This is a genomic window from Mycolicibacterium litorale (genome assembly GCF_010731695.1).
GTDB lineage: Bacteria > Actinomycetota > Actinomycetes > Mycobacteriales > Mycobacteriaceae > Mycobacterium > Mycobacterium litorale.
Map to the genome: position 1 here is coordinate 1,648,239 of NZ_AP022586.1, position 18,993 is coordinate 1,667,231.

20 protein-coding genes are annotated in these 18,993 nt (G+C 69.7%); 11 read left to right on the plus strand and 9 right to left on the minus strand.

Annotated features, from left to right (window positions below):
* The 6 genes from G6N30_RS07570 to G6N30_RS07595 are packed head-to-tail and all read left to right on the plus strand — an operon-like array spanning window position 1 to window position 4,340.
* Window positions 1-303 carry an urease subunit gamma gene (locus G6N30_RS07570; protein ID WP_134051535.1) on the plus strand — a complete coding sequence of 101 codons (303 nt, stop codon included), beginning with the start codon at window positions 1-3 and terminating at the stop codon, window positions 301-303.
* A gap of 32 nt (window positions 304-335) precedes the next feature.
* Window positions 336-653 (plus strand): urease subunit beta, encoded by a 318-nt coding sequence (locus G6N30_RS07575; protein ID WP_134055037.1) that lies wholly within the window; start codon window positions 336-338, stop codon window positions 651-653.
* Complete coding sequence (locus G6N30_RS07580; RefSeq protein ID WP_134051536.1) at window positions 650-2,371, plus strand: urease subunit alpha; 1,722 nt, start codon at window positions 650-652, stop codon at window positions 2,369-2,371. Before G6N30_RS07575 ends, G6N30_RS07580 begins: the two co-directional genes overlap by 4 nt.
* Window positions 2,372-2,380: 9 nt before the next feature.
* The gene (locus tag G6N30_RS07585; RefSeq protein WP_134051537.1) at window positions 2,381-3,016 is read left to right on the plus strand and encodes an urease accessory protein UreF; all 636 of its coding nucleotides are present in this window, start codon (window positions 2,381-2,383) and stop codon (window positions 3,014-3,016) included.
* 11 nt (window positions 3,017-3,027) lie between these two features.
* Complete coding sequence (gene ureG / locus G6N30_RS07590; protein WP_134051538.1) at window positions 3,028-3,708, plus strand: urease accessory protein UreG; 681 nt, start codon at window positions 3,028-3,030, stop codon at window positions 3,706-3,708.
* Window positions 3,708-4,340 (plus strand): urease accessory protein UreD, encoded by a 633-nt coding sequence (locus G6N30_RS07595; protein ID WP_134051539.1) that lies wholly within the window; start codon window positions 3,708-3,710, stop codon window positions 4,338-4,340. Before ureG ends, G6N30_RS07595 begins: the two co-directional genes overlap by 1 nt.
* Here G6N30_RS07595 and G6N30_RS07600 read toward each other — a convergent pair.
* From G6N30_RS07600 to G6N30_RS07610, 3 genes are all read right to left on the minus strand, one after another.
* Entirely contained in the window at window positions 4,333-5,718 is a 1,386-nt protein-coding gene (locus G6N30_RS07600; RefSeq protein ID WP_134051540.1) for a type II NADH:quinone oxidoreductase Ndh, read from the minus strand. The two genes, G6N30_RS07595 and G6N30_RS07600, sit on opposite strands and share 8 nt — an antisense overlap.
* A gap of 110 nt (window positions 5,719-5,828) precedes the next feature.
* Complete coding sequence (locus tag G6N30_RS07605; protein ID WP_134051541.1) at window positions 5,829-6,758, minus strand: LLM class F420-dependent oxidoreductase; 930 nt, start codon at window positions 6,756-6,758, stop codon at window positions 5,829-5,831.
* An 18-nt stretch (window positions 6,759-6,776) separates the two neighbouring features.
* Window positions 6,777-7,463 carry an SDR family oxidoreductase gene (locus tag G6N30_RS07610; RefSeq protein WP_134055039.1) on the minus strand — a complete coding sequence of 229 codons (687 nt, stop codon included), beginning with the start codon at window positions 7,461-7,463 and terminating at the stop codon, window positions 6,777-6,779.
* A 142-nt stretch (window positions 7,464-7,605) separates the two neighbouring features.
* On the opposite strand from G6N30_RS07610, the gene G6N30_RS07615 reads away from it, so the two are divergent.
* From G6N30_RS07615 to G6N30_RS07625, 3 genes are all read left to right on the plus strand, one after another.
* On the plus strand, window positions 7,606-8,394 hold the full coding sequence (locus tag G6N30_RS07615) for an ABC transporter permease (RefSeq protein ID WP_134051542.1): 789 nt from the start codon (window positions 7,606-7,608) through the stop codon (window positions 8,392-8,394).
* Window positions 8,391-9,467 (plus strand): sulfate/molybdate ABC transporter ATP-binding protein, encoded by a 1,077-nt coding sequence (locus G6N30_RS07620; protein ID WP_134051543.1) that lies wholly within the window; start codon window positions 8,391-8,393, stop codon window positions 9,465-9,467. Before G6N30_RS07615 ends, G6N30_RS07620 begins: the two co-directional genes overlap by 4 nt.
* A 199-nt stretch (window positions 9,468-9,666) precedes the next feature.
* Entirely contained in the window at window positions 9,667-10,647 is a 981-nt protein-coding gene (locus G6N30_RS07625) for an APA family fibronectin-binding glycoprotein (RefSeq protein WP_134051544.1), read from the plus strand.
* Window positions 10,648-10,680: 33 nt separating this feature from the next.
* On the opposite strand, the gene G6N30_RS07630 is transcribed toward G6N30_RS07625, so the two are convergent.
* Window positions 10,681-10,938: a CDGP domain-containing protein gene (locus tag G6N30_RS07630; protein ID WP_134051545.1), complete on the minus strand. Its 258-nt coding sequence runs from the start codon at window positions 10,936-10,938 to the stop codon at window positions 10,681-10,683.
* A gap of 351 nt (window positions 10,939-11,289) precedes the next feature.
* Window positions 11,290-11,700: a hypothetical protein gene (locus G6N30_RS07635; protein WP_134051546.1), complete on the minus strand. Its 411-nt coding sequence runs from the start codon at window positions 11,698-11,700 to the stop codon at window positions 11,290-11,292.
* Window positions 11,701-11,796: 96 nt separating this feature from the next.
* Between G6N30_RS07635 and G6N30_RS07640 the strand changes: the two genes are divergently transcribed.
* A complete protein-coding gene (locus tag G6N30_RS07640; protein WP_134051547.1) occupies window positions 11,797-12,384 on the plus strand; it encodes a CGNR zinc finger domain-containing protein in 588 nt (195 codons plus the stop codon).
* Window position 12,385: 1 nt separating this feature from the next.
* Here G6N30_RS07640 and G6N30_RS07645 read toward each other — a convergent pair whose 3' ends face one another.
* Together G6N30_RS07645 and G6N30_RS07650 are read right to left on the minus strand one after the other, a co-directional pair.
* The gene (locus tag G6N30_RS07645; protein ID WP_134051548.1) at window positions 12,386-13,120 is read right to left on the minus strand and encodes a CPBP family intramembrane glutamic endopeptidase; all 735 of its coding nucleotides are present in this window, start codon (window positions 13,118-13,120) and stop codon (window positions 12,386-12,388) included.
* 48 nt (window positions 13,121-13,168) lie between these two features.
* Window positions 13,169-15,589 (minus strand): phosphoketolase family protein, encoded by a 2,421-nt coding sequence (locus G6N30_RS07650; RefSeq protein WP_134055041.1) that lies wholly within the window; start codon window positions 15,587-15,589, stop codon window positions 13,169-13,171.
* A 168-nt stretch (window positions 15,590-15,757) separates the two neighbouring features.
* Between G6N30_RS07650 and G6N30_RS07655 the strand changes: the two genes are divergently transcribed.
* Window positions 15,758-17,236: an acetyl-CoA acetyltransferase gene (locus G6N30_RS07655; RefSeq protein WP_134051549.1), complete on the plus strand. Its 1,479-nt coding sequence runs from the start codon at window positions 15,758-15,760 to the stop codon at window positions 17,234-17,236.
* Here the strand turns inward: G6N30_RS07655 and G6N30_RS07660 are convergent.
* Together G6N30_RS07660 and G6N30_RS07665 are read right to left on the minus strand one after the other, a co-directional pair.
* On the minus strand, window positions 17,229-17,999 hold the full coding sequence (locus G6N30_RS07660; RefSeq protein ID WP_134051550.1) for a GolD/DthD family dehydrogenase: 771 nt from the start codon (window positions 17,997-17,999) through the stop codon (window positions 17,229-17,231). The genes G6N30_RS07655 and G6N30_RS07660 overlap by 8 nt on opposite strands.
* 31 nt (window positions 18,000-18,030) lie before the next feature.
* Complete coding sequence (locus tag G6N30_RS07665; protein WP_134051551.1) at window positions 18,031-18,951, minus strand: sugar-binding transcriptional regulator; 921 nt, start codon at window positions 18,949-18,951, stop codon at window positions 18,031-18,033.
* Window positions 18,952-18,993: the final 42 nt, after the last annotated feature.

Consider the following 18,993-nt stretch of genomic DNA (forward strand, 5'->3'; position numbering starts at 1 on the left):
ATGCGTTTGACCCCGCATGAGCAGGACCGCCTGCTGATCTCCTACGCCGCCGAGCTCGCGCGGCGCCGTCGTGCCCGCGGCCTGCGGCTCAACCATCCCGAGGCCGTCGCCGTGATCACCGACCACCTGCTCGAGGGAGCGCGGGACGGTCGCACCGTGGCGGAGTTGATGGTCAGCGGACGCGACGTGCTCAGCCGCGACGACGTCATGGAGGGAGTGCCAGAAATGCTGCCCGACGTCCAGGTGGAAGCCACCTTCCCGGACGGGACGAAACTCGTCACCGTCCACCACCCGATTCCGTGATCAGCGAGGAGCCGAAGGCGGATCGCGCGTCGATCGTGCCCGGAGAGGTCGTCTTCGGAGACGGCGACATCGAGATCAACGCCGGCGCCGCCCGCATCGCGATGGAGGTGGTGAACACCGGTGACCGGCCCGTGCAGGTCGGCAGCCACGTCCATCTGCCACAGGCCAACGCCGCGCTCGACTTCGACCGAGAGGCCGCCCACGGTCACCGGCTCGACATCCCGGCCGGCACCGCGGTCCGCTTCGAACCCGGTGTCGCGCAGCGTGTCACGCTGGTACCGCTGCGGGGCAGCCGCGAGGTGCACGGTCTGTCACTGAACCCGCCGGGCCGATTGGACACGACATCATGAGCGGCCTGTCACGCGAGCGCTATGCGGCACTGTTCGGACCCACGACCGGAGACCGTATCCGGCTCGCCGACACCGACCTGTTCGTCGAGATCACCGAGGACCGCAGCGGCGGACCGGGACTCGCCGGCGAGGAAGCGGTGTTCGGTGGCGGCAAGGTGCTGCGCGAATCGATGGGGCAGGGGCGCGCAAGCCGTGCGGACGGTGCCCCCGACACCGTCATCACCGGTGTGGTGATCATCGATCACTGGGGAATCATCAAGGCCGACATCGGCATCCGTGACGGCCGGATCGCCGCGATCGGTAAGGCCGGCAACCCAGACATCATGGACGGCGTCCACCCCGATCTGGTGGTCGGACCGTCCACCGAGATCATCGCGGGCAACGGACGCATCGTCACCGCCGGCGGCATCGACTGCCATGTGCACCTGATCTGCCCCCAGATCATGGAGGAGGCGCTCGGCGGGGGGATCACGACGATCATCGCCGGGGGTACCGGGCCGGCCGAGGGCAGCAAGGCGACCACCGTCACCCCGGGTGCCTGGCATCTGGCCCGCATGCTCGAAGCGCTCGACTCGTGGCCGATGAACGTCGCGCTGCTCGGCAAGGGCAACACCGTCAACGCGGATTCGATGTGGGAGCAGTTGCGTTCGGGCGCATCGGGTTTCAAGCTGCACGAGGACTGGGGCTCGACGCCCGCCGCGATCGATGCGTGCCTGACCGTGGCCGACGCCGCCGGCGTCCAGGTCGCGCTGCACTCCGACACCCTCAACGAGGCCGGGTTCGTCGAGAACACCGTCGGCGCGATCAAGGGCCGCTCGATCCACGCCTATCACACCGAGGGGGCGGGCGGCGGGCACGCACCCGACATCATCACCGTCGCCGCAGAACCGTACGTGCTGCCCAGTTCCACCAATCCGACCCGGCCGCACACCGTCAACACCCTCGACGAGCACCTCGACATGCTGATGGTGTGCCATCACCTGAACCCCAGCGTGCCCGAGGATCTGGCGTTCGCCGAGAGCCGCATCCGCCCCTCGACCATCGCCGCCGAAGACCTGTTGCACGACATCGGCGCGATCTCGATGATCGGCAGCGACGCCCAGGCGATGGGCCGCATCGGTGAGGTCGTGCTGCGCACGTGGCAGACCGCTCACGTGATGAAGCGCCGCCGCGGTGCGCTCGACGGTGACGGGCGCGCCGACAACATGCGCGTGCGCCGCTACGTCGCCAAGTACACGATCTGCCCGGCAGTCGCACATGGCCTCGACCACGAGATCGGCTCGGTCGAGGTCGGCAAGCTCGCCGACCTGGTGCTGTGGGAGCCGGCGTTCTTCGGTGTGCGGCCGCACGCGGTGGTCAAGGGCGGCATGATCGCCTGGGCGGCGATGGGGGACGCCAACGCGTCGATCCCGACGCCGCAACCGGTGTTGCCGCGCCCCATGTTCGGCGCGGCGCCTGCCGCGGCGGCCGCGACGTCCGTGCACTTCGTCGCGCCGCAGGCGATCGAGGACGGTCTTGCCGACCGGATCGACGTGCGGCGCAGGCTCGTCGCGGTCAAGGACGTCCGGCACATCGGCAAGGCCCAGATGCCGCTGAACGACGCGCTGCCCCGCATCGAGGTGGACCCGGACACCTTCACCGTGCGCATCGACGGCGACGTCTGGCAGGAGCAGCCCGCCGCCGAACTGCCCATGGCGCAACGCTATTTCCTCTTCTAGCCGATCCTGATGACACCGCTGACCACCCTGCTCACGCTGGCCGACTCCCGCCTGCCGACCGGCGGCCACGTCCACTCGGGCGGCGTCGAGGAAGCCGTCACCAGCGGGCTCGTCACGAATCTCGAGACGCTGCGCGCCTTCCTGGTCCGGCGGGTGCGCACCCAGGGTCTGGTGGCGGCGTCGCTGGCCGCCGCCGTGCACGCCGGAACGCTGACGGTCGCGGCGGCCGACCGCGAAACCGACGCGCGCACACCTGCTCCCGCGGCACGGGCGGCGTCCCGGGCGCAGGGCAGGGGACTGGCGCGGCTGGCTCGGCGCGTCTGGCCGGACCACGACTGGACCGTCCTGGGCCGCACCCCGCATCTGCCTGTCGCCTCGGGTGCGGTGGGCTCGGTGGCCGGCCTGACCCCGGAGCAGACCGCGCTGTCCGTCGTCTACACCACGATGACGGGATCGGCCACCGCCGCACAGCGGTTGCTCGCCCTCGACCCCGGGGACGTCGCCGCGCTGACCTTCGCGCTGGGCCCACTGTGCGACCACGTGGCGGCCGCGGCCGCCAAGGAGCCCGCCGACCTGTCCGATCCGCTGCTCGACGTGCTGGCCCAACGGCACAGCGACCGCGAGCGACCGCTGTTCGCTTCCTGAAAGGACTCGTCATGCCCCCACATTTCCTGGACGGTCAACCCCACGGCCACGCCGACCGCCCCAAGCGGGTGCGGACACCGGGGGAGCCGCTGCGCATCGGCGTCGGCGGACCCGTCGGCTCGGGCAAGACCGCGTTGGTGGCCGCGCTGTGCCGCCAGCTGCGCGACGAACTCTCACTGGCGGTGCTGACCAACGACATCTACACCACCGAGGACGCCGACTTCCTGCGCCGCCACGCCGTGCTGCCCGACGACCGGATCGCCGCCGTGCAGACCGGCGGCTGCCCGCACACCGCGATCCGCGACGACATCACCGCGAACCTGGACGCGATCGACGACCTGATCGCCGGGCACGACCACCTCGACCTGATCCTCGTCGAATCCGGCGGTGACAACCTCACCGCGACCTTCTCCTCTGGACTGATCGACGTGCAGATCTTCGTCGTCGACGTGGCGGGTGGCGACAAGGTGCCTCGCAAAGGTGGTCCTGGCGTGACCTTCTCGGATCTGCTGGTCATCAACAAGACCGATCTCGCCCCGATGGTCGGCGCCGATCTGGACGTGATGCGACGCGACTCGACGAAGGTCCGCGGCGACCGGCCTTTCGTTCTCATCTCGCTGACCGACGATCCGACCGCCGGACCGGTGTTGGACTGGGTGCGCGCCCAGCTGCGGGTGCCGGTGCAGGGCTAGTGCGCTCCGAGGTCTACATCGTCGCCTACCCCGGCCGCACGCCCCGTATCGAGCACACCGGCGGGGTGGCGGTGCGCCGCACCGGATCCCACACCGTGCACCTCGTGTCGGCCGCGGCGACACCGCTGGGTGGGGACGTCATCAGCGTGCGCGTCGTCGTGGAACCCGGCGCCCGGTTGGCGGTGCGCAGCGCGGCCGCCACCGTGACGCTGCCGAGCGCCGCGACACCCGAGTCGCGCACCCACTGGGACGTCGAATCCGCGGGCGAACTGGACATCGACCCGCAACCGACCGTCGTCGCCGGCGCCTCCCGGCACCTGACCGAGACACGCATACGGCTCACCGGCGCCGGCAGCATCCGCCTGCGTGAACGGATCCAGATCGGCAGATCCGGTGAGCGCGAGGGGTTCTGGTCCGGCGCCCTGCACGCCGACGTCGACGGCGCGCCGCTGCTGCGGCACCGCGTCGAACTGGGCGGCGGTTCGGTGACCGACGACGTCATCGGCCGCCCGCTGGCCTGCGTCAGCGAATTACGGTACCCGGAGGCGACTTTCGACACCGAGGCGACGGTGCTGGCGCTGGCCGCGGGCGGATGTCTGGCGACCTGGCAGGGCGAGCGGCTGACTAACTAGCCGCCTGCTCCTTCTCGCGTTCGGTCTCGGTGACCGCCGCGGCGATCTCCTCGAGCTCCTCGATGCGTGTTCGGGCGTACGCCTGCTGTTCGGTGATCGTGAGCTGACCGCGTTTGGTCGAAAGGAACGTCACCGTCCAGGAGATCAGCGTGACGATCTTCGTCTTGAACCCGACGAGGTACACCAGGTGCAGCGCCAGCCACGCGAGCCAAGCGATGAACCCGCCGAATTCCAGCGGGCCGACCTTGGCCACGGCCGAGAACCGCGACACCGTCGCCATCGAGCCCTTGTCGAAGTACTCGAACGGCTGGCGGAACTTCGGGTTGGCGCCCTTGACCTCGTTCTTGATCAGCTTCGCGGCGTAACGGCCGCCCTGGATGGCGCCCTGCGCCATACCGGGCACGCCCTCGACCGCGGCCATGTCGCCGACGACGAACACGTTCGGGTGGCCCGGGATCGACAGGTCCGGCTGCACCTTGACGCGGCCGGCGCGGTCGACCTCGACGTCCGACTGCGCGGCCAGGTCGCGGCCGAGCGGGCTGGCCGCCACACCGGCCGACCACACCTTGCACGCCGACTCGATGCGCCGCAGGTTGCCGTCGGGATCCTTGACCGTGATGCCGTTGCGGTCCACGTCGGTGACCATCGCGTTGAGCTGGATCTCGACGCCCATCTTCTCCAGCCGCGCGGCCGCCTTCTTCCCCAGCTTCTCGCCCATCGGCGGCAGCACCGCGGGCGCCGCGTCGAGCAGGATCACCCTGGCGCTGGTGGGGTCGATGTGGCGGAACGTGCCCTTGAGCGTGTAGTCGGCGAGTTCGGCGATCTGCCCCGCCATCTCCACGCCCGTCGGACCGGCGCCCACGACCACGAAGGTCAGCAGCTTCTCGCGCCGCTTGGGATCGCTGGACCGCTCCGCCTGCTCGAACGCGCCGAGGATGCGGGCACGCAGTTCCAGCGCGTCGTCGATCGACTTCATACCGGGCGCCCACTCCGCGAAGTGGTCGTTGCCGAAGTAGGACTGACCCGCGCCTGCGGCGATGATCAGGCTGTCGTACGGCGTCGCGTAGTCGTGGCCCAGGAGCTCCGAGTGCACGAGCTTGTTCGCCAGGTCGATGTGCGTCACATCGCCGAGCAGCACCTGCACGTTCTTCTGCTTGCGCAGCACCACGCGGGTGGCCGGGGCGATCTCGCCCTCGGAGATGATGCCCGTCGCCACCTGGTAGAGCAGCGGCTGGAACAGGTGGTGGGTGGTACGGGCGATCAGCTTGATGTCGACATCAGCGTGCTTAAGGGTCTTGGCGGCGCTCAGGCCGCCGAACCCCGACCCGATGATGACGACTTTGTGCCGATCCGTTGGAGTGGCTCCGGGATGGCTCATCAGTGCTCCTCGACGGGCGGGACGTGCGGAATCTCGCCCTCTACGGTAGTCGGCGGTGCCCGGCATTGGGCACTCGGTCGGTTGTGGCTTATGCCACGCGGACGGCTGGATTAAACGCCCAGCACGGGCTTCAACAAGGCGGCCACGTCGGTGATGCCCCCCGGCTGGTAGCCGTTGAGGCTGGTGACGGGGCTCAGGATCACGCTGTCGACGCCCGCGTCGAGCACCTTGGTCTTGATCTGGTCGACGATCTGCTCGGCGCTGCCGTAGACGGCCTGCTGCTTGAAGTCGTCGGGGATGACATCGCCGGTGACGTTCTCGTCGATCATCGCCACCACCAGCATGCTGGTCTCCAGCGTCGCCGGATCCCGGTCGATCTCTTCGCACCGCTGCTTGACGACCTCGATCTTGCGGGGCAGTTCGTCGAAGCCGGCGATGATGTTGAGGTGGTCGAAGTGGCGCGCGGCCAGCGGAATCGTCTTCTTCTCGCCGCTGCCGCCGATCATGAGCGGAATGTGGTCACGGAAGCGCGGCTCGGCCATCGCCTCCTTGGTGCGGTAGTACTTGCCCTCGACCGTGGGGCGCTTCCCCTCGAGCATCGGCAGGATGATCTCCAGCGCCTCGCCGAGCTTGTTGAAGCGGTCGGTGAAGGTGCCGAATTCGTAGCCGAGCGAATCGTGTTCGAGCTCGTACCAGCCGGTGCCCAGACCCAGGATCGCCCGGCCCTGACTGATCACGTCGAGCGTGGTGATCGCCTTGGCCAGCAGGGTGGGGTTGCGGTAGGTGTTGCCGGTGACCAGGGTGCCGAGCTGGACCCGCTCGGTGGCGGTGGCCAGCGCGCCCAGCGCGGTGTACGCCTCGAGCATCGGCTGGTCCGGGGTGCCGAGCCCCGGTAGTTGATAGAAGTGGTCCATCAGGAACACCGAGTCGAAGCCGGCGGCCTCGGCCTCGCGCGCCTGGGCGATGACAGTCGGGAACAGTTCGGCGACGCCGGTGCCGTAACTGAAGTTCGGGATCTGGAGTCCGAGTCGGATCGTCACTCCGTCAACCCTATCGGTCTAGCCGAAGTTCGCCAGCGCACCTCTGCTGACATGCAGGGTCTGACCGGTGATATGGCGGGCCGCCGGGGTCGACAGGAACAGCGCCAGCCGGGCGATCTCCGCGGCCACCGCGGGGGAGGTGCTGGACAGTCCGTCGTACGACGGCTCTGCGCTCTTGCCGGTGGCGACGGCGTTGACCGTGATCCCGCGCGTGCCGAAGTGCGCGGCCTGACCGGCCGTCCAGTCCGACACCGCGGCCTTGAGCGCGGCGTCGACGCTGCCCTCACGGGTCTGCGCGATGACGACGTTCTCGGGGATGACGTTGACGATCGAGCCGCCCGACCGCAGATGGTCGCCGACGATCTGGACCGTGAGCACCGCCGAGAGCAGGGTGGTGTCCAGCGCACGGCGCCATGCCGTCGCCTGCTGGTCGAGGGTGAACGTGCGCGGATCCTCCGGGGCGAACTGCGGCGCGGGCACGTTGACGAGCGTGTCGAGGTGATGCGGGAACAGCGAGCGGGCCTCTTCGAGGCTGGCCGGGTCGGTGTTGTCGAAGACGATCGAGTCGACGTCGAGTTCCTTCGCCGTGATCTCGAGATCCTCCCGGCGCGCACCGCCGATCACCACCCGATGACCGTCGTCGCGGAACCCTGCCGCGATCGTGCGCCCCAGATCGGTGTCGCCGCCGGTGACCAGCACCTCCATCGCCATGACCTCCTCGTTGGCTCGACCGCAGCGCGCGTGGGCCGCGGTCACGCGTAGATGTTACTGGACGGTAGCTACCTCGGGTTAATCGACGCGCAGACGATGCGGTATAGGCGCACGCCAGTGACCTAAGGTGCCCGGTATGGGCCCCGCGCTACCCCGGTGGATCTACGTGCCGGCCGCCGTCGGCGCCCTGTTCGTGGTCCTGCCCCTGGTCGCGGTCGCCGCCAAGGTCGACTGGCCCCGGTTCACCGTGCTGGTCACCAGCGATTCGTCGGTCGCGGCGCTGGTGCTGAGCCTGCAGACGGCCGCCGCGAGCACGGTGCTGTGCGTGCTGCTGGGTGTGCCGATGGCGATGGTGCTGGCCCGCAGTCCGTCGCGGTCCGTGCGCGCGGTGCGTCCGGTGATCCTGCTGCCGCTGGTGCTGCCCCCGGTGGTCGGCGGCATCGCACTGCTCTACGCCTTCGGCCGACTGGGACTGATCGGCCGGTACCTCGAGGCCGGCGGAATCCAGATCGCGTTCACCACCACGGCCGTCGTGCTGGCGCAGACGTTCGTGTCGCTGCCGTTCCTCGTCATCGCGCTCGAGGGGGCGGCGCGGACGGCGGGCACCGACTACGAACTCGTCGCCGCGACGCTGGGCGCCCGCCCGTCGACCGTGTGGTGGCGGGTCTCCCTGCCGCTGCTCGCACCCGGCCTGGTGTCGGGGTCCGTGCTGGCGTTCGCACGGTCCCTCGGCGAATTCGGGGCGACGCTGACGTTCGCCGGATCTCGGGAGGGCGTCACCCGGACGCTGCCGCTGGAGATCTACCTGCAGCGGGAGAGCGATGCCGACGCCGCGGTGGCGCTGTCGGTGCTGCTGGTCGCGGTGGCGGCGGTGGTGGTCGTCGGCCTGGGGAGTCGCCGCCTGCGCGCCCAGGGCTGGACGTGACCGGGCTCGCGCTGCGCGCTCGCGTCGAGCGCCGCGGCGTCGACGTCGAGTTCGCCGTCGGTGCGGGGGAGGTGCTGGCCGTACTGGGCCCCAACGGCGCAGGCAAGTCGACTGCGCTGCACGTGATCGCCGGGACGGTGCGCCCGGACGACGGCCTGGTACGGGTGGGCCAGCGTCTGCTCACCGACACCGCCGCCGCTGTGCACGTGCCGACCCACCGCCGCCGGGTCGGCCTGTTGCTCCAGTACCCGTTGCTGTTCCCGCATCTGCGGGTCGCCGCCAACGTCGCGTTCGGGTTGCGCAGCACCGGCCGCGCCAGGGCGGAAGCTGTTGCGGCAGCGCATCGTTGGCTCACCGAGGTCGGTGCCGACGACCTGGCGGGCCGGATGCCCCGGCAACTCTCGGGCGGTCAGGCGCAGCGGGTGGCGCTGGCGCGGGCGCTGGCCGCCGAACCCGAGGTGCTGCTTCTCGACGAACCGCTGGCCGGCCTCGACGTCGACGTCGCGGGCGCGATGCGCCGATTGCTGCGGCAGGTGCTGACCCGCGACGGCCGGTCCGCGGTCCTGGTCACCCACGACCTCGTCGACGTGGCGACACTGGCCGATCACGTGGTGGTGATCGACGGAGGCACGGTCGCCGAAGCCGGTCCCGCCGCGACGGTGCTGTCCGCCCCGCGCAGCCCGTTCGGGGCGCGCTTCGCCGGCGTGAACCTGGTGATCGGTTCGGCGGCCGAGGGCGGCGTCGTGCGGGCCGGCGCAACGGCGTGGCACGGCGTAGCGGCCGCCGACGTCGTGATCGGCGCGCCGGCCGTGGCGATCTTCCGCCCCGCCGCGGTCGCGGTGTACCGGCAGCGTCCGCACGGCAGTCCCCGCAACACCGTCGAGGTCACGGTCGCGGAGGTGGACCACAGTGGACCCGCGGTGCGGGTGCGGGCGACCGAGCAGCCGGGCGGCGCGCCGGGCCTGGCCGCCGACATCACGGCGGAGTCGGCGAGCGAATTGCGGTTGGCGCCGGGGGACCGGGTGTTCATGGCGGTGAAGGCGCAAGAAGTCGCGCTTCATCCGGCGCCGTAACGGCCGGGGCTGGCCGTCCGAAATAGCGTGCAGACGAGCGTTCGACGGCCCCCGGCGTGGCGGCCGCGACCGAGCCTGCCCAGCAACGCACAGAACTGCCATGTCCAGCGCAATTACAATTGCCAGCAATCTCCGCTCTGCTCCCAATAAAAGCAATTCGCACTTGCGTCACGGCGGTAACACGGTAGTTTCTTTCACCATGGATGAGCCGGACGTGATGTCGACACGACGCAGGGGCCTGTCGAGGACGCTGGCGGCCGCGGCGGCCGCCGCCACCGCGGCGGCGCTGGCCCTGCCCACGGTGGCGGGCGCGCAACCCGCACCGCCGCCACCGCCTCCACCCCCCGCTCCCGCGCCTGCGGTCCCGGGGCCTCCGCCGGGTGAGCCGGCCCCGGTTCCCCCGCCGCCGCCGGCGGATCCGAACGCGGCCCCGCCACCCGCGGCGCCGAACGCTCCGCCGCCCCCTCCGGGCGATCCCAACGTTCCGCCGCCGCCACCGGCACCGGAGCCCGGCCGCGTCGACAATGCCGCGGGCGGCCTGAGCTTCGTCGTGCCTGCCGGCTGGAAGGTCTCGGACGCGACGAACCTGTCGTACGGACAGGCGCTCCTGACGAAGATCCCGCCGGAAGGCGTGACTGATCCGCCGAACGACACCAGCGTTCTGCTGGGCCGGCTGGACCTGAAGCTGTTCGCCGGCGCCGAGACCGACAACACCAAGGCGGCCACCCGCCTGGCGTCGGACATGGGCGAGTTCTTCATGCCGTTCCCCGGCACCCGCATCAATCAGGGCACCACGCCGCTCAACGCCGACGGGATGCCCGGCGTCGCGTCGTTCTACGACGTGAAGTTCACCGACGCCAACAAGCCGAACGGTCAGATCTGGGCCGGTGTCGTGGGCAACCCGACGCCTGCCGGCGCGCCTCGTGGTCAGCGGACGCCGGAGCGTTGGTTCGTCGTCTGGCTCGGATCGGCCACCAACCCGGTGGACCGGGAGGCGGCCGTAGCGCTCGCCAATTCGATCCGGCCGTGGGCACCGCCGCCGCCCGCACCGCCTGCCCCGGCCGACCCGAACGTGCCGCCCCCGCCCCCGGACCCGAACGCGCCGCCCGCCCGTCCCGGCGTCGGCGTCGCGGTCCCGGTCGCGCCGGAGAACGCTCCGGGGATGCTGCCGCCCGCCTGACGGCCAGAACCGACCGACCCGTACGTCGGGCTGCTACGGCCCGACGTACGGGATCTGGTTTCCGAGGTTGTTGACGTTGAGCAGGTAGCAGTTGGTGCCACCGAAGCCCATGGCTCCGGCGGTCACGCACCGCTCGAACGAGCCGTCCTGCGCGATCGGCCCGTCACAGGTCGTACCGCCGCCCCAGGGCGTCCATCCACCCTGGCAGCCCGCTGCGGCGGGTGCGGCGGTCCCCAGGGCGATCCCGCCGGCGGTCAGGGCCCCGATGGTCAGAGCGGTGAGGGTCTTCATGTCAGGTTCCTTCCTACCGAGCGCCGATGATGCTGCGGGGATCGGTCACACCGCAGGCGGAGACTTTGCTCACCGACGTGTGTGACCAACGTTTCAGGTGGGGCCACAGTGGCGCATGTGACGCAATATCGGCGGCTCGAGGGCGCCGCACACCGCGCATCGCCGCGTTCTCGCTCGGTGGCGTGCGGTCGTCCCCGCCTGTCAGAGCAGTGTCACCCGTATTCACCTTCACCCCCGTCGGATCGCTCATGCGAGCTGTCGCGCTTCGCCGCGGAAGCATGAGGAACCGAACGGTTCCAGATTAATCCTCTGGAGACATTCGCGAAAGTTTGCCGAGAGCGAACGGTGACGTCACATTGCGGCGCGCGCCGCCTGCAGCCGGCCGACGAGGTCGCCGCGGCCGAAGCGGTAGAGCGGTCCGGTGCCGTCCTCGACGATGCGGCTCAGGCGGGCGAGCCCACGGACACCCAGTGGCTGCGGTGCCCGTAACCGCGCGACGACATCGTCGATGACCGGCCGTGCCGCGGCGACGTTGGTGCGGTGCACGGGGTTTCTCAGCCCACGCAGCGCTGTGCTGTCGCGGGAGTCGCTCACCGCGTCACAGAGGGTCCGTGCCATTGCCTCGCGTTTGCGGCGCGTGCTCAGTCGAGTGGCGCGCACCGCCAGCGCGGTGCCCGGTGCGACGGCTGCCCCGACCGCCAGCTCCGCATCGAGTCGCGAAGCCCGGACGGCGGCGAACAACCGTGCCTGCAGGGTCGTCATGGCACCCACGCTCCTCTCCAGTGACTACCGAAAACGCTATACCGGTCATGCTGACCGGTCAACCTATTTTGTCGGTCACGCGCGTACGCTGGGACCATGACACGGGCGCCGGGGCAGTGGACCGCTGACAACGAGACCCGCCCCGCACCCGCACCCCTCGACCGGGTCCAGGCCCTGGTCAACACCGTCGACATCGAGATCGCGCAGGATCGGTTGGCCCGGGTGGACGACGCTCGGCCCTGGCTGATCCAGCAACACCTGCTCGGGGGCGACGCTCCGCTCACCGAGGCGGACCTGGCCGGCCTCCGCGAGATCCGCGAGGCGCTGCGCGCACTGCTGGTGCACAACACCGGGGGCGCACCGCCGGGAGGCCGTGATCTGACAGTGCTGCGGCAGGTGGCGGACGCGGGCAGCGCCCGCGCGGTCATCGACGACGACGGTCACGTCCAGCTGCGCGCCGTCGGCGGCTCGATGCTCGAGCGGCTCGCTGAACTGCTGGTGATCATCCGGGACGCGCAGCGCGACGGCAGCTGGTCGCGTTTGAAAGCCTGTGCGAACGACGACTGCCGGTGGGTGTTCTGGGACCAGAGCCGCAACCGGGGCGGATCCTGGTGTGACATGGCGGTCTGCGGTAACCGGCTCAAGAACCGGGACTTCCGCGCCCGTCACCACGCGGAACGGTGAATCAGGCGGACAGGTGCCAGACCAGGGCCGCCGCCAGCGCGCCCATCCCGTTCAGCGACCAGTGCAGTGCGATCGGAGCGAGCAGGCTGCCGCTGCGCTTGCGCAGCCAGGTGAAGACGAAGCCGGCGACACCGGTCGCGACGACGGCGAGCAGCACACCCGCCACCGTGCCGGCCACGCCGCCGCCGAACAGCCGGGTGAAGCCGACGTTGCTGCTGGTGAGCCCCAGCGAGGTGGCGATGTGCCACAGCCCGAAGAGCAGGGAACCCGCCGCGGCCACGCCGCGGAAGCCCCAGGCGCGGTTGAGCGCACCGTGCAGGACCCCGCGAAAGGCCAGTTCCTCGGGGATCACGGTCTGCAGCGGGATCACGACCATCGACGCGATCAACGCCCCGGAGATGGTGGCGTAGTTGTTGTTCATGAACATCGGGCGCGTCCACGGCAGCAGCGCGCCGATGGCGATCACCGACAGCACCACCGCCACCGCCGCCAGGGCGTAGCCGGCACCGGAGCGCCAGTGTTCGCGTCCCAGGCCGAGTTCGGACCAGCCCAACCCTCGCCTGCGGACCAGGATCAGCAGACCGACCGCCGCTGCGGGCACGGTCGCGACGCTGGCCCACGGGGTGGTGAAGTGGGCGACGAGGTTCGTGATCGCGAGCACCGCGACGACCACGGCGATGTCGGCGTAGACCCGGACTCGGGGCAGCGCCGACGGTTGGGCGTGAACGGCAGTCATCCGGACCGATCGTACCGGCGGCCCCCGCGTTCGCCCGCCTCGCGAAAGCTACTCGTTGTCTGCGGTGTCCTGAGCCATCGACTGCGTGCCGCCGGGCTGGTAGCCGGCGTCCCAGGTCCATCCCGAGATCGCTGGATCGTCCTCGCCGTGCTCGCGGGTGTAGGCGCGTGCAGCGATCCGGGCGTCGGCCATCTCCTGGCGCAGTCCCGCCGCGCTGCTGCCCAGCCCCTCGACGCGGTCGATGACGTCCATGACGAGATGGAAGCGGTCGAGGTCGTTGAGCATCACCATGTCGAACGGCGTGGTGGTCGTGCCGCGCTCCTTGAATCCGCGTACGTGGAGCTGGTCGTGGTTGGCGTGCCGGTAGGCCAGCCGGTGGATGAGCCACGGGTAGCCGTGGTAGGCGAAGATCACCGGCTTGTCCTTGGTGAAGATGGAGTCGAACTCCCGGTCGGACAGCCCGTGCGGGTGCTCGGACTCCGGCTGCAGCCGCATGATGTCGACGACGTTGACCACCCGCACCTTCAGCTCGGGCAGTCGACGGCGCAGGATGTCGGCGGCGGCGACCGTTTCCAGGGTGGGGATGTCTCCGGCGCACGCCAGGACGACATCGGGTTCACCGGTCGTGGTGCTCGCCCACTCCCAGATGCCGAGTCCGCGGGTGCAGTGCGCGACCGCCTCGTCCATCGACAGATAGGTGAGCGCCGGCTGCTTCCCGGCGACGATGACGTTGACGTACTGGCGGCTGCGCAGGCAGTGGTCGGCGACCGACAGCAGCGTGTTGGCGTCCGGCGGCAGGTAGACCCGCACGACTTCGGGCCGCTTGTTGGCGACGTGATCGATGAACCCCGGATCCTGGTGGGATGCGCCGTTGTGGTCCTGACGCCAGACGTGCGAGGTCAGCAGATAGTTCAGCGAGGCGATCGGACGCCGCCAGCTCAGATGTGCGCTGCTCGACAACCACTTGGCGTGCTGGTTGAGCATCGAGTCGACGATGTGGACGAACGCCTCGTAGCAGTTGAACAGCCCGTGCCTGCCGGTGAGCAGATAACCCTCCAGCCAGCCCTGGCACAGGTGTTCGGACAGCACCTCCATGACCCGTCCCGCCGGTGCGAGGTTTTCGTCTTCGGGGCTGACCTCGGCCATCCACGCCTTGTCGCTCGCCTCGAAGACCGCCGACAAGCGGTTGGAGGCCGTCTCGTCGGGACCCATCAGCCGGAACCGGTCGGCGTTGCGGACGATGACGTCGCGCAAGAAGGTGCCGAGCACGCGGGTGGCTTCGGCGTTGTCCGAGCCCGGTTTCTCGACGGGAACGGCGTAGTCGCGGAAGTCGGGCAGGTCGAGGTCGCGCAGCAGCAACCCGCCGTTGGCGTGCGGGTTGTCGCTCATCCGCCGGGTGCCCTTCGGCGCGAGTTCCTTGAGCTCGGGGATCAGGGCACCGTTCTCGTCGAAGAGTTCCTCGGGACGGTAGCTGCGCAGCCACTCTTCGAGCTGGGCCATGTGCTCGGGATTGGTGTGGGTCTCCGACAGCGGCACCTGGTGTGAGCGCCACGTGCCCTCGACCTTCTTGCCGTCCACTTTCTCGGGGCCGGTCCAGCCCTTCGGCGTGCGCAGGATGATCATCGGCCACAGCGGGCGGCCCGCTTCGTCGTCGAGGCGGGCGGCGCGCTGGATGGCGGCGATCTGGTCGAAGCATTCGTCGAGGGCGGTCGCGAGCTGCTGGTGCACGTTGTCCGGATCGTCGCCCGCGACGGTGATCGGCCGGTATCCGTAGCCGTAGAACAGCGACTCGAGTTCTTCCTGCGGGATCCGCGAGAGCACCGTGGGGTTGGCGATCTTGTAGCTGTTCAGGTGCAGGATCGGCAGCACCGCGCCGTCGGTCACCGGGTCCAGGAACTTGTTGGAGTGCCAGCTCGCGGCCAGCGGACCGGTCTCGGCCTCACCGTCGCCGACGACGCACGCGACCACCAGATCGGGATTGTCGAAGGCCGCGCCGTAGGCGTGCACGAGCGCGTAGCCGAGCTCGCCGCCCTCGTGGATCGAGCCGGGCGTCTCCGCGGCCACGTGGCTGGGGATGCCACCCGGAAACGAGAACTGCCGGAACAGTTTTCGCAGCCCGTCGACATCCTCGCCGATGGCCGAGTACACCTCGGTGTAGGTGCCCTCGAGATAGGCGTTGGCCACCAGGCCGGGTCCGCCGTGACCCGGTCCGGTGATGTAGATGACGTCGGCGTCGCGCTCGCGGATGATCCGGTTGAGGTGTGCGTAGACGAGGTTGAGACCTGGTGTCGTACCCCAGTGCCCGAGCAGGCGCGGTTTGACGTGTTCGGCGCTCAACGCCTCCCGCAGGAGCGGGTTGTCCAAGAGATAGATCTGCCCGACGGACAGGTAGTTGGCGGCTCGCCAGTACGCGTCGATGAGCCGCAGTTGCTCATCGGGGAGCGTGGGAGACAGCGTGGATGCACTCATGGACGTCCCGTCGGTGATCTGACTGCTCATGGCGACCATTGTGGTCGCGGATGGTGAACAGCATGTGAGTTCCTGGTACCCGGTTGCGTAGCCGTTTATGTGCGGCGGCACACTGAATGATTGACACCTGTCAACTGCACACCTGTCAGCTCGCGTAGAGGAGTCTGGATGCCGTCGCCCGCTCACACCCCCGTGCTCGTCGGATATGGGCAGGTGAACCAGCACGAGGACCGGCCCGAGGTCGAGCCGGTGGATCTGATGGAGGCCGCGGCCCGCGAGGCGGCCGATGCGCGGGTGCTCGAAGCGGTCGACGCGGTGCGGGTCGTGAACCTGTTGTCGTGGCGCTACCGCGACCCGGGGCTACTGCTGGCGCAGCGGATCGGCGCGGAGAAGGCCACCACCCGCTACACCGGAATCGGGGGCAACGTCCCGCAGAGCCTGGTCAACCAGGCGTGTCTGGACATCCAGTCCGGACGCGCCGGGGTCGTGCTGATTGCGGGGGCCGAAACATGGCGCACCCGAACACGTTTGCGCGCCAGGAACGAGAAGCCCGACTGGACGCGGCAGGACGAGTCGGTGCCGGTGGCCGACGGCGCTGACGACAACGTGCCGATGGCCGGTGAGGCCGAGAACCGCATCCAGCTCGACCGTCCGTCATACGTGTACCCGATGTTCGAACAGGCGGTGCGGATCGCGGCGGGGGAGACGCCGGACGAACACCGGCGGCGGATCGGTGAGCTGTGGGCGCAGTTCTCCGCCGTCGCCGCCGACAACCCCCATGCCTGGCGCCGCGACGCCCTGGCCGCCGACGCGATCTGGCAGCCCAGCCCGGACAACCGGATGATCAGCTGGCCCTATCCCAAGCTGATGAACTCCAACAACATGGTGAACCAGGGGGCGGTGCTCATCCTGACCTCGGTCGAGACCGCCCGTCGTCTGCAGATCCCCTCGGAGCGTTGGGTTTTCCCATACGCCGGCACCGACTCGCACGACACCTATGCCATCGGCGAGCGTGCGGAGTTCCACCGGTCACCGGCGATCCGGATCGCGGGGCAGCGCGCGCTCGACCTCGCGGGCACCGCCATCGAGGACATCGACCTGGTCGACGTGTACTCGTGCTTCCCCTCGGCGGTGCAGGTGGCTGCCACAGAACTCGGCCTGCCCGTGGGGGACCCGAACCGGCCGCTCACCGTGACGGGTGGGCTGACGTTCGCCGGTGGCCCCTGGAACAACTACGTCTCACACTCGATCGCGACGATGGCCGAACAGCTGGCCGCCAACCCCGGGCAGCGCGGTCTGATCACCGCCAACGGCGGTTACCTCACCAAGCACAGTTTCGGCGTGTACGGCACGGAACCGCCTCGACACGAATTCCGTTGGGAGGACGTACAGGACGAGGTGGATCGGGAGCCCACCCGCACGCTCGCGGTGGAGTGGTCCGGGGACGGGACGGTGGAGTCGTGGACCACGCCGTACAACCGGGACGGCGTGCCGGAGAAGGCGTTCCTGGCGGTGCGCGCGCCGCAGGGTGCACGCACCCTGGCGGTGATCCGGGATGCCGACGACGCTGCGGCGACCGTCGAGGGCGATATCGCCGGCGCGAGGGTCACCGTGCACGCGGACGGCACGGCACGGCTGGCTATTTGATCGTGTAGCCGCCGTCGACCACCAGGTCGGCGCCGGTGATCATCGCCGCCGCGTCGGAGGCGAGGAACACCGCGGCCGCGGCGATCTCGGCCGGGTAGGCGAACCGCCCGACCGGGATCAGCTTTTTGAGCGCGTCGCCCTTCGGGTTGTCCCAGGCTTTGATGCCGAGGTCGGTCAGCACCACGGTGGGGGAGATCGAGTTCACCCGGATACCGCGGCCGCTCCATTCGGCGGCAAGGACTTTCGTCATCCCCACGACGCCGAACTTGGATGCGCAGTAGGCGACGTGCTCGTCGATCGCGACGGTGGCGGCCTGTGAGGCCATGTTGATGATGACGCCGCGGCCGGCGGCGAGCATCTGCTTGCCCACCGCCTGGCTCATCTGGAAGGTGCCGGTCAGATTGATGGCGATCGTGTCGTCCCAGAACTTCTGTGACAGTTCCTCGGCCGGTGCGAGGCGGGCGATCCCCGCACTGTTGACCAGGATGTCGAGCTGTCCGAAGGTCTCGGCCACCGCGTCCACGGTGGCGCCGACGGACCGCGGATCGCTGACGTCGCAGCGGAACCCGGTGCTGTCGGTCGGCAGCGCGGCCGCGGTGGCCTGCGCGCCGGACTCGTTGAGGTCGGCCACGGCGACACGGGCGCCCTTGGCGGCGAACGCCTCGGCGATCGCCGCGCCGATGCCCGACGCGCCGCCGGTGACCAGGGCGACCTTTCCCTTCAGCGAGAAGTCGAGGTCCACAGTCAGTTCGGCGTCGGTCATGTCGTCCTTTCCCGGTGGGGCGTTGGTGCGTTCACTGCAGTACCGCTCTGGCCACATCGATGTCGGTGACCAGCGAGGAGACCAGCCCTGAGCGGAGCACCGCCCGGGTGGCGGCGATCTTCTCGGCGCCCGTCGCGAGTGCGATCCTCGTCGGAATCGCCCGCAGCGTCGCTTCGGCGATGCCCATCCGCCGCTCATCGAGGCCCGGGACCCGGTTGCCGTCCGCGTCGAGCAGCAGCGCGCAGGTCTCGGCGCAGACACCGGCCGTGTCCAGCGCTCGTGTCTCCTCGGCGGGCAGCGACAAGTAGACCTGTGAGGCGCCCGGACTCCACGCGCCGACGGAGATGATCGCGCAGCTCACCTCGCGGTGGCGGGCGACGGTCTCCTGCAATTGCTGGTTGCCGCTGAGGCTTTCGGCGGTGCGCGCATCCGGCACCACGAGCGGTACGTACATGGGCCAGGACCGGCCCCCGCTGATCTCGCTGATGCGGCGCACGAGATCGGTGCCGTTGGAGGTGATTCCGCCGGCCATCCCGGTCAGCTGCACGACATCGCATTCCGGCAGCGCGGTGAGGTACGCCGCGATGTGGGTGAGCGTACGGCCGCAGTCGACACCCACCACATCCCCGGCCCGCAGGATCGACTGCAGCAGTTCGGCCATCGCCTTCGCGACCGCCTCGATGCGGTCGGCGGCGTTGGCGGTGTCGCAGGCGACGGCGTAGGCGTGTTCGAGGCCGTACCGCCGCTGCAGTTCGGTGGACAGGTCGACGTCGATCGCGCCCGGGTTGTGGATCTTGATCTCCACCATCCCGGATTCCACGGCCTCGTCGAGCATCCTGGCGACCTTGAACCGCGAGAGCCCGAACTCCTCGGCGATCTGGATCCTGGTGCGGCCCTCGAGGTAGTACCGGCGTGCGATCACGGCCCGTTGGAACAGCTCATCCGGTCCCATGCCGCCGCCTCCTTGTGAAGCCCGAGCAGTCGCGTTGCACAT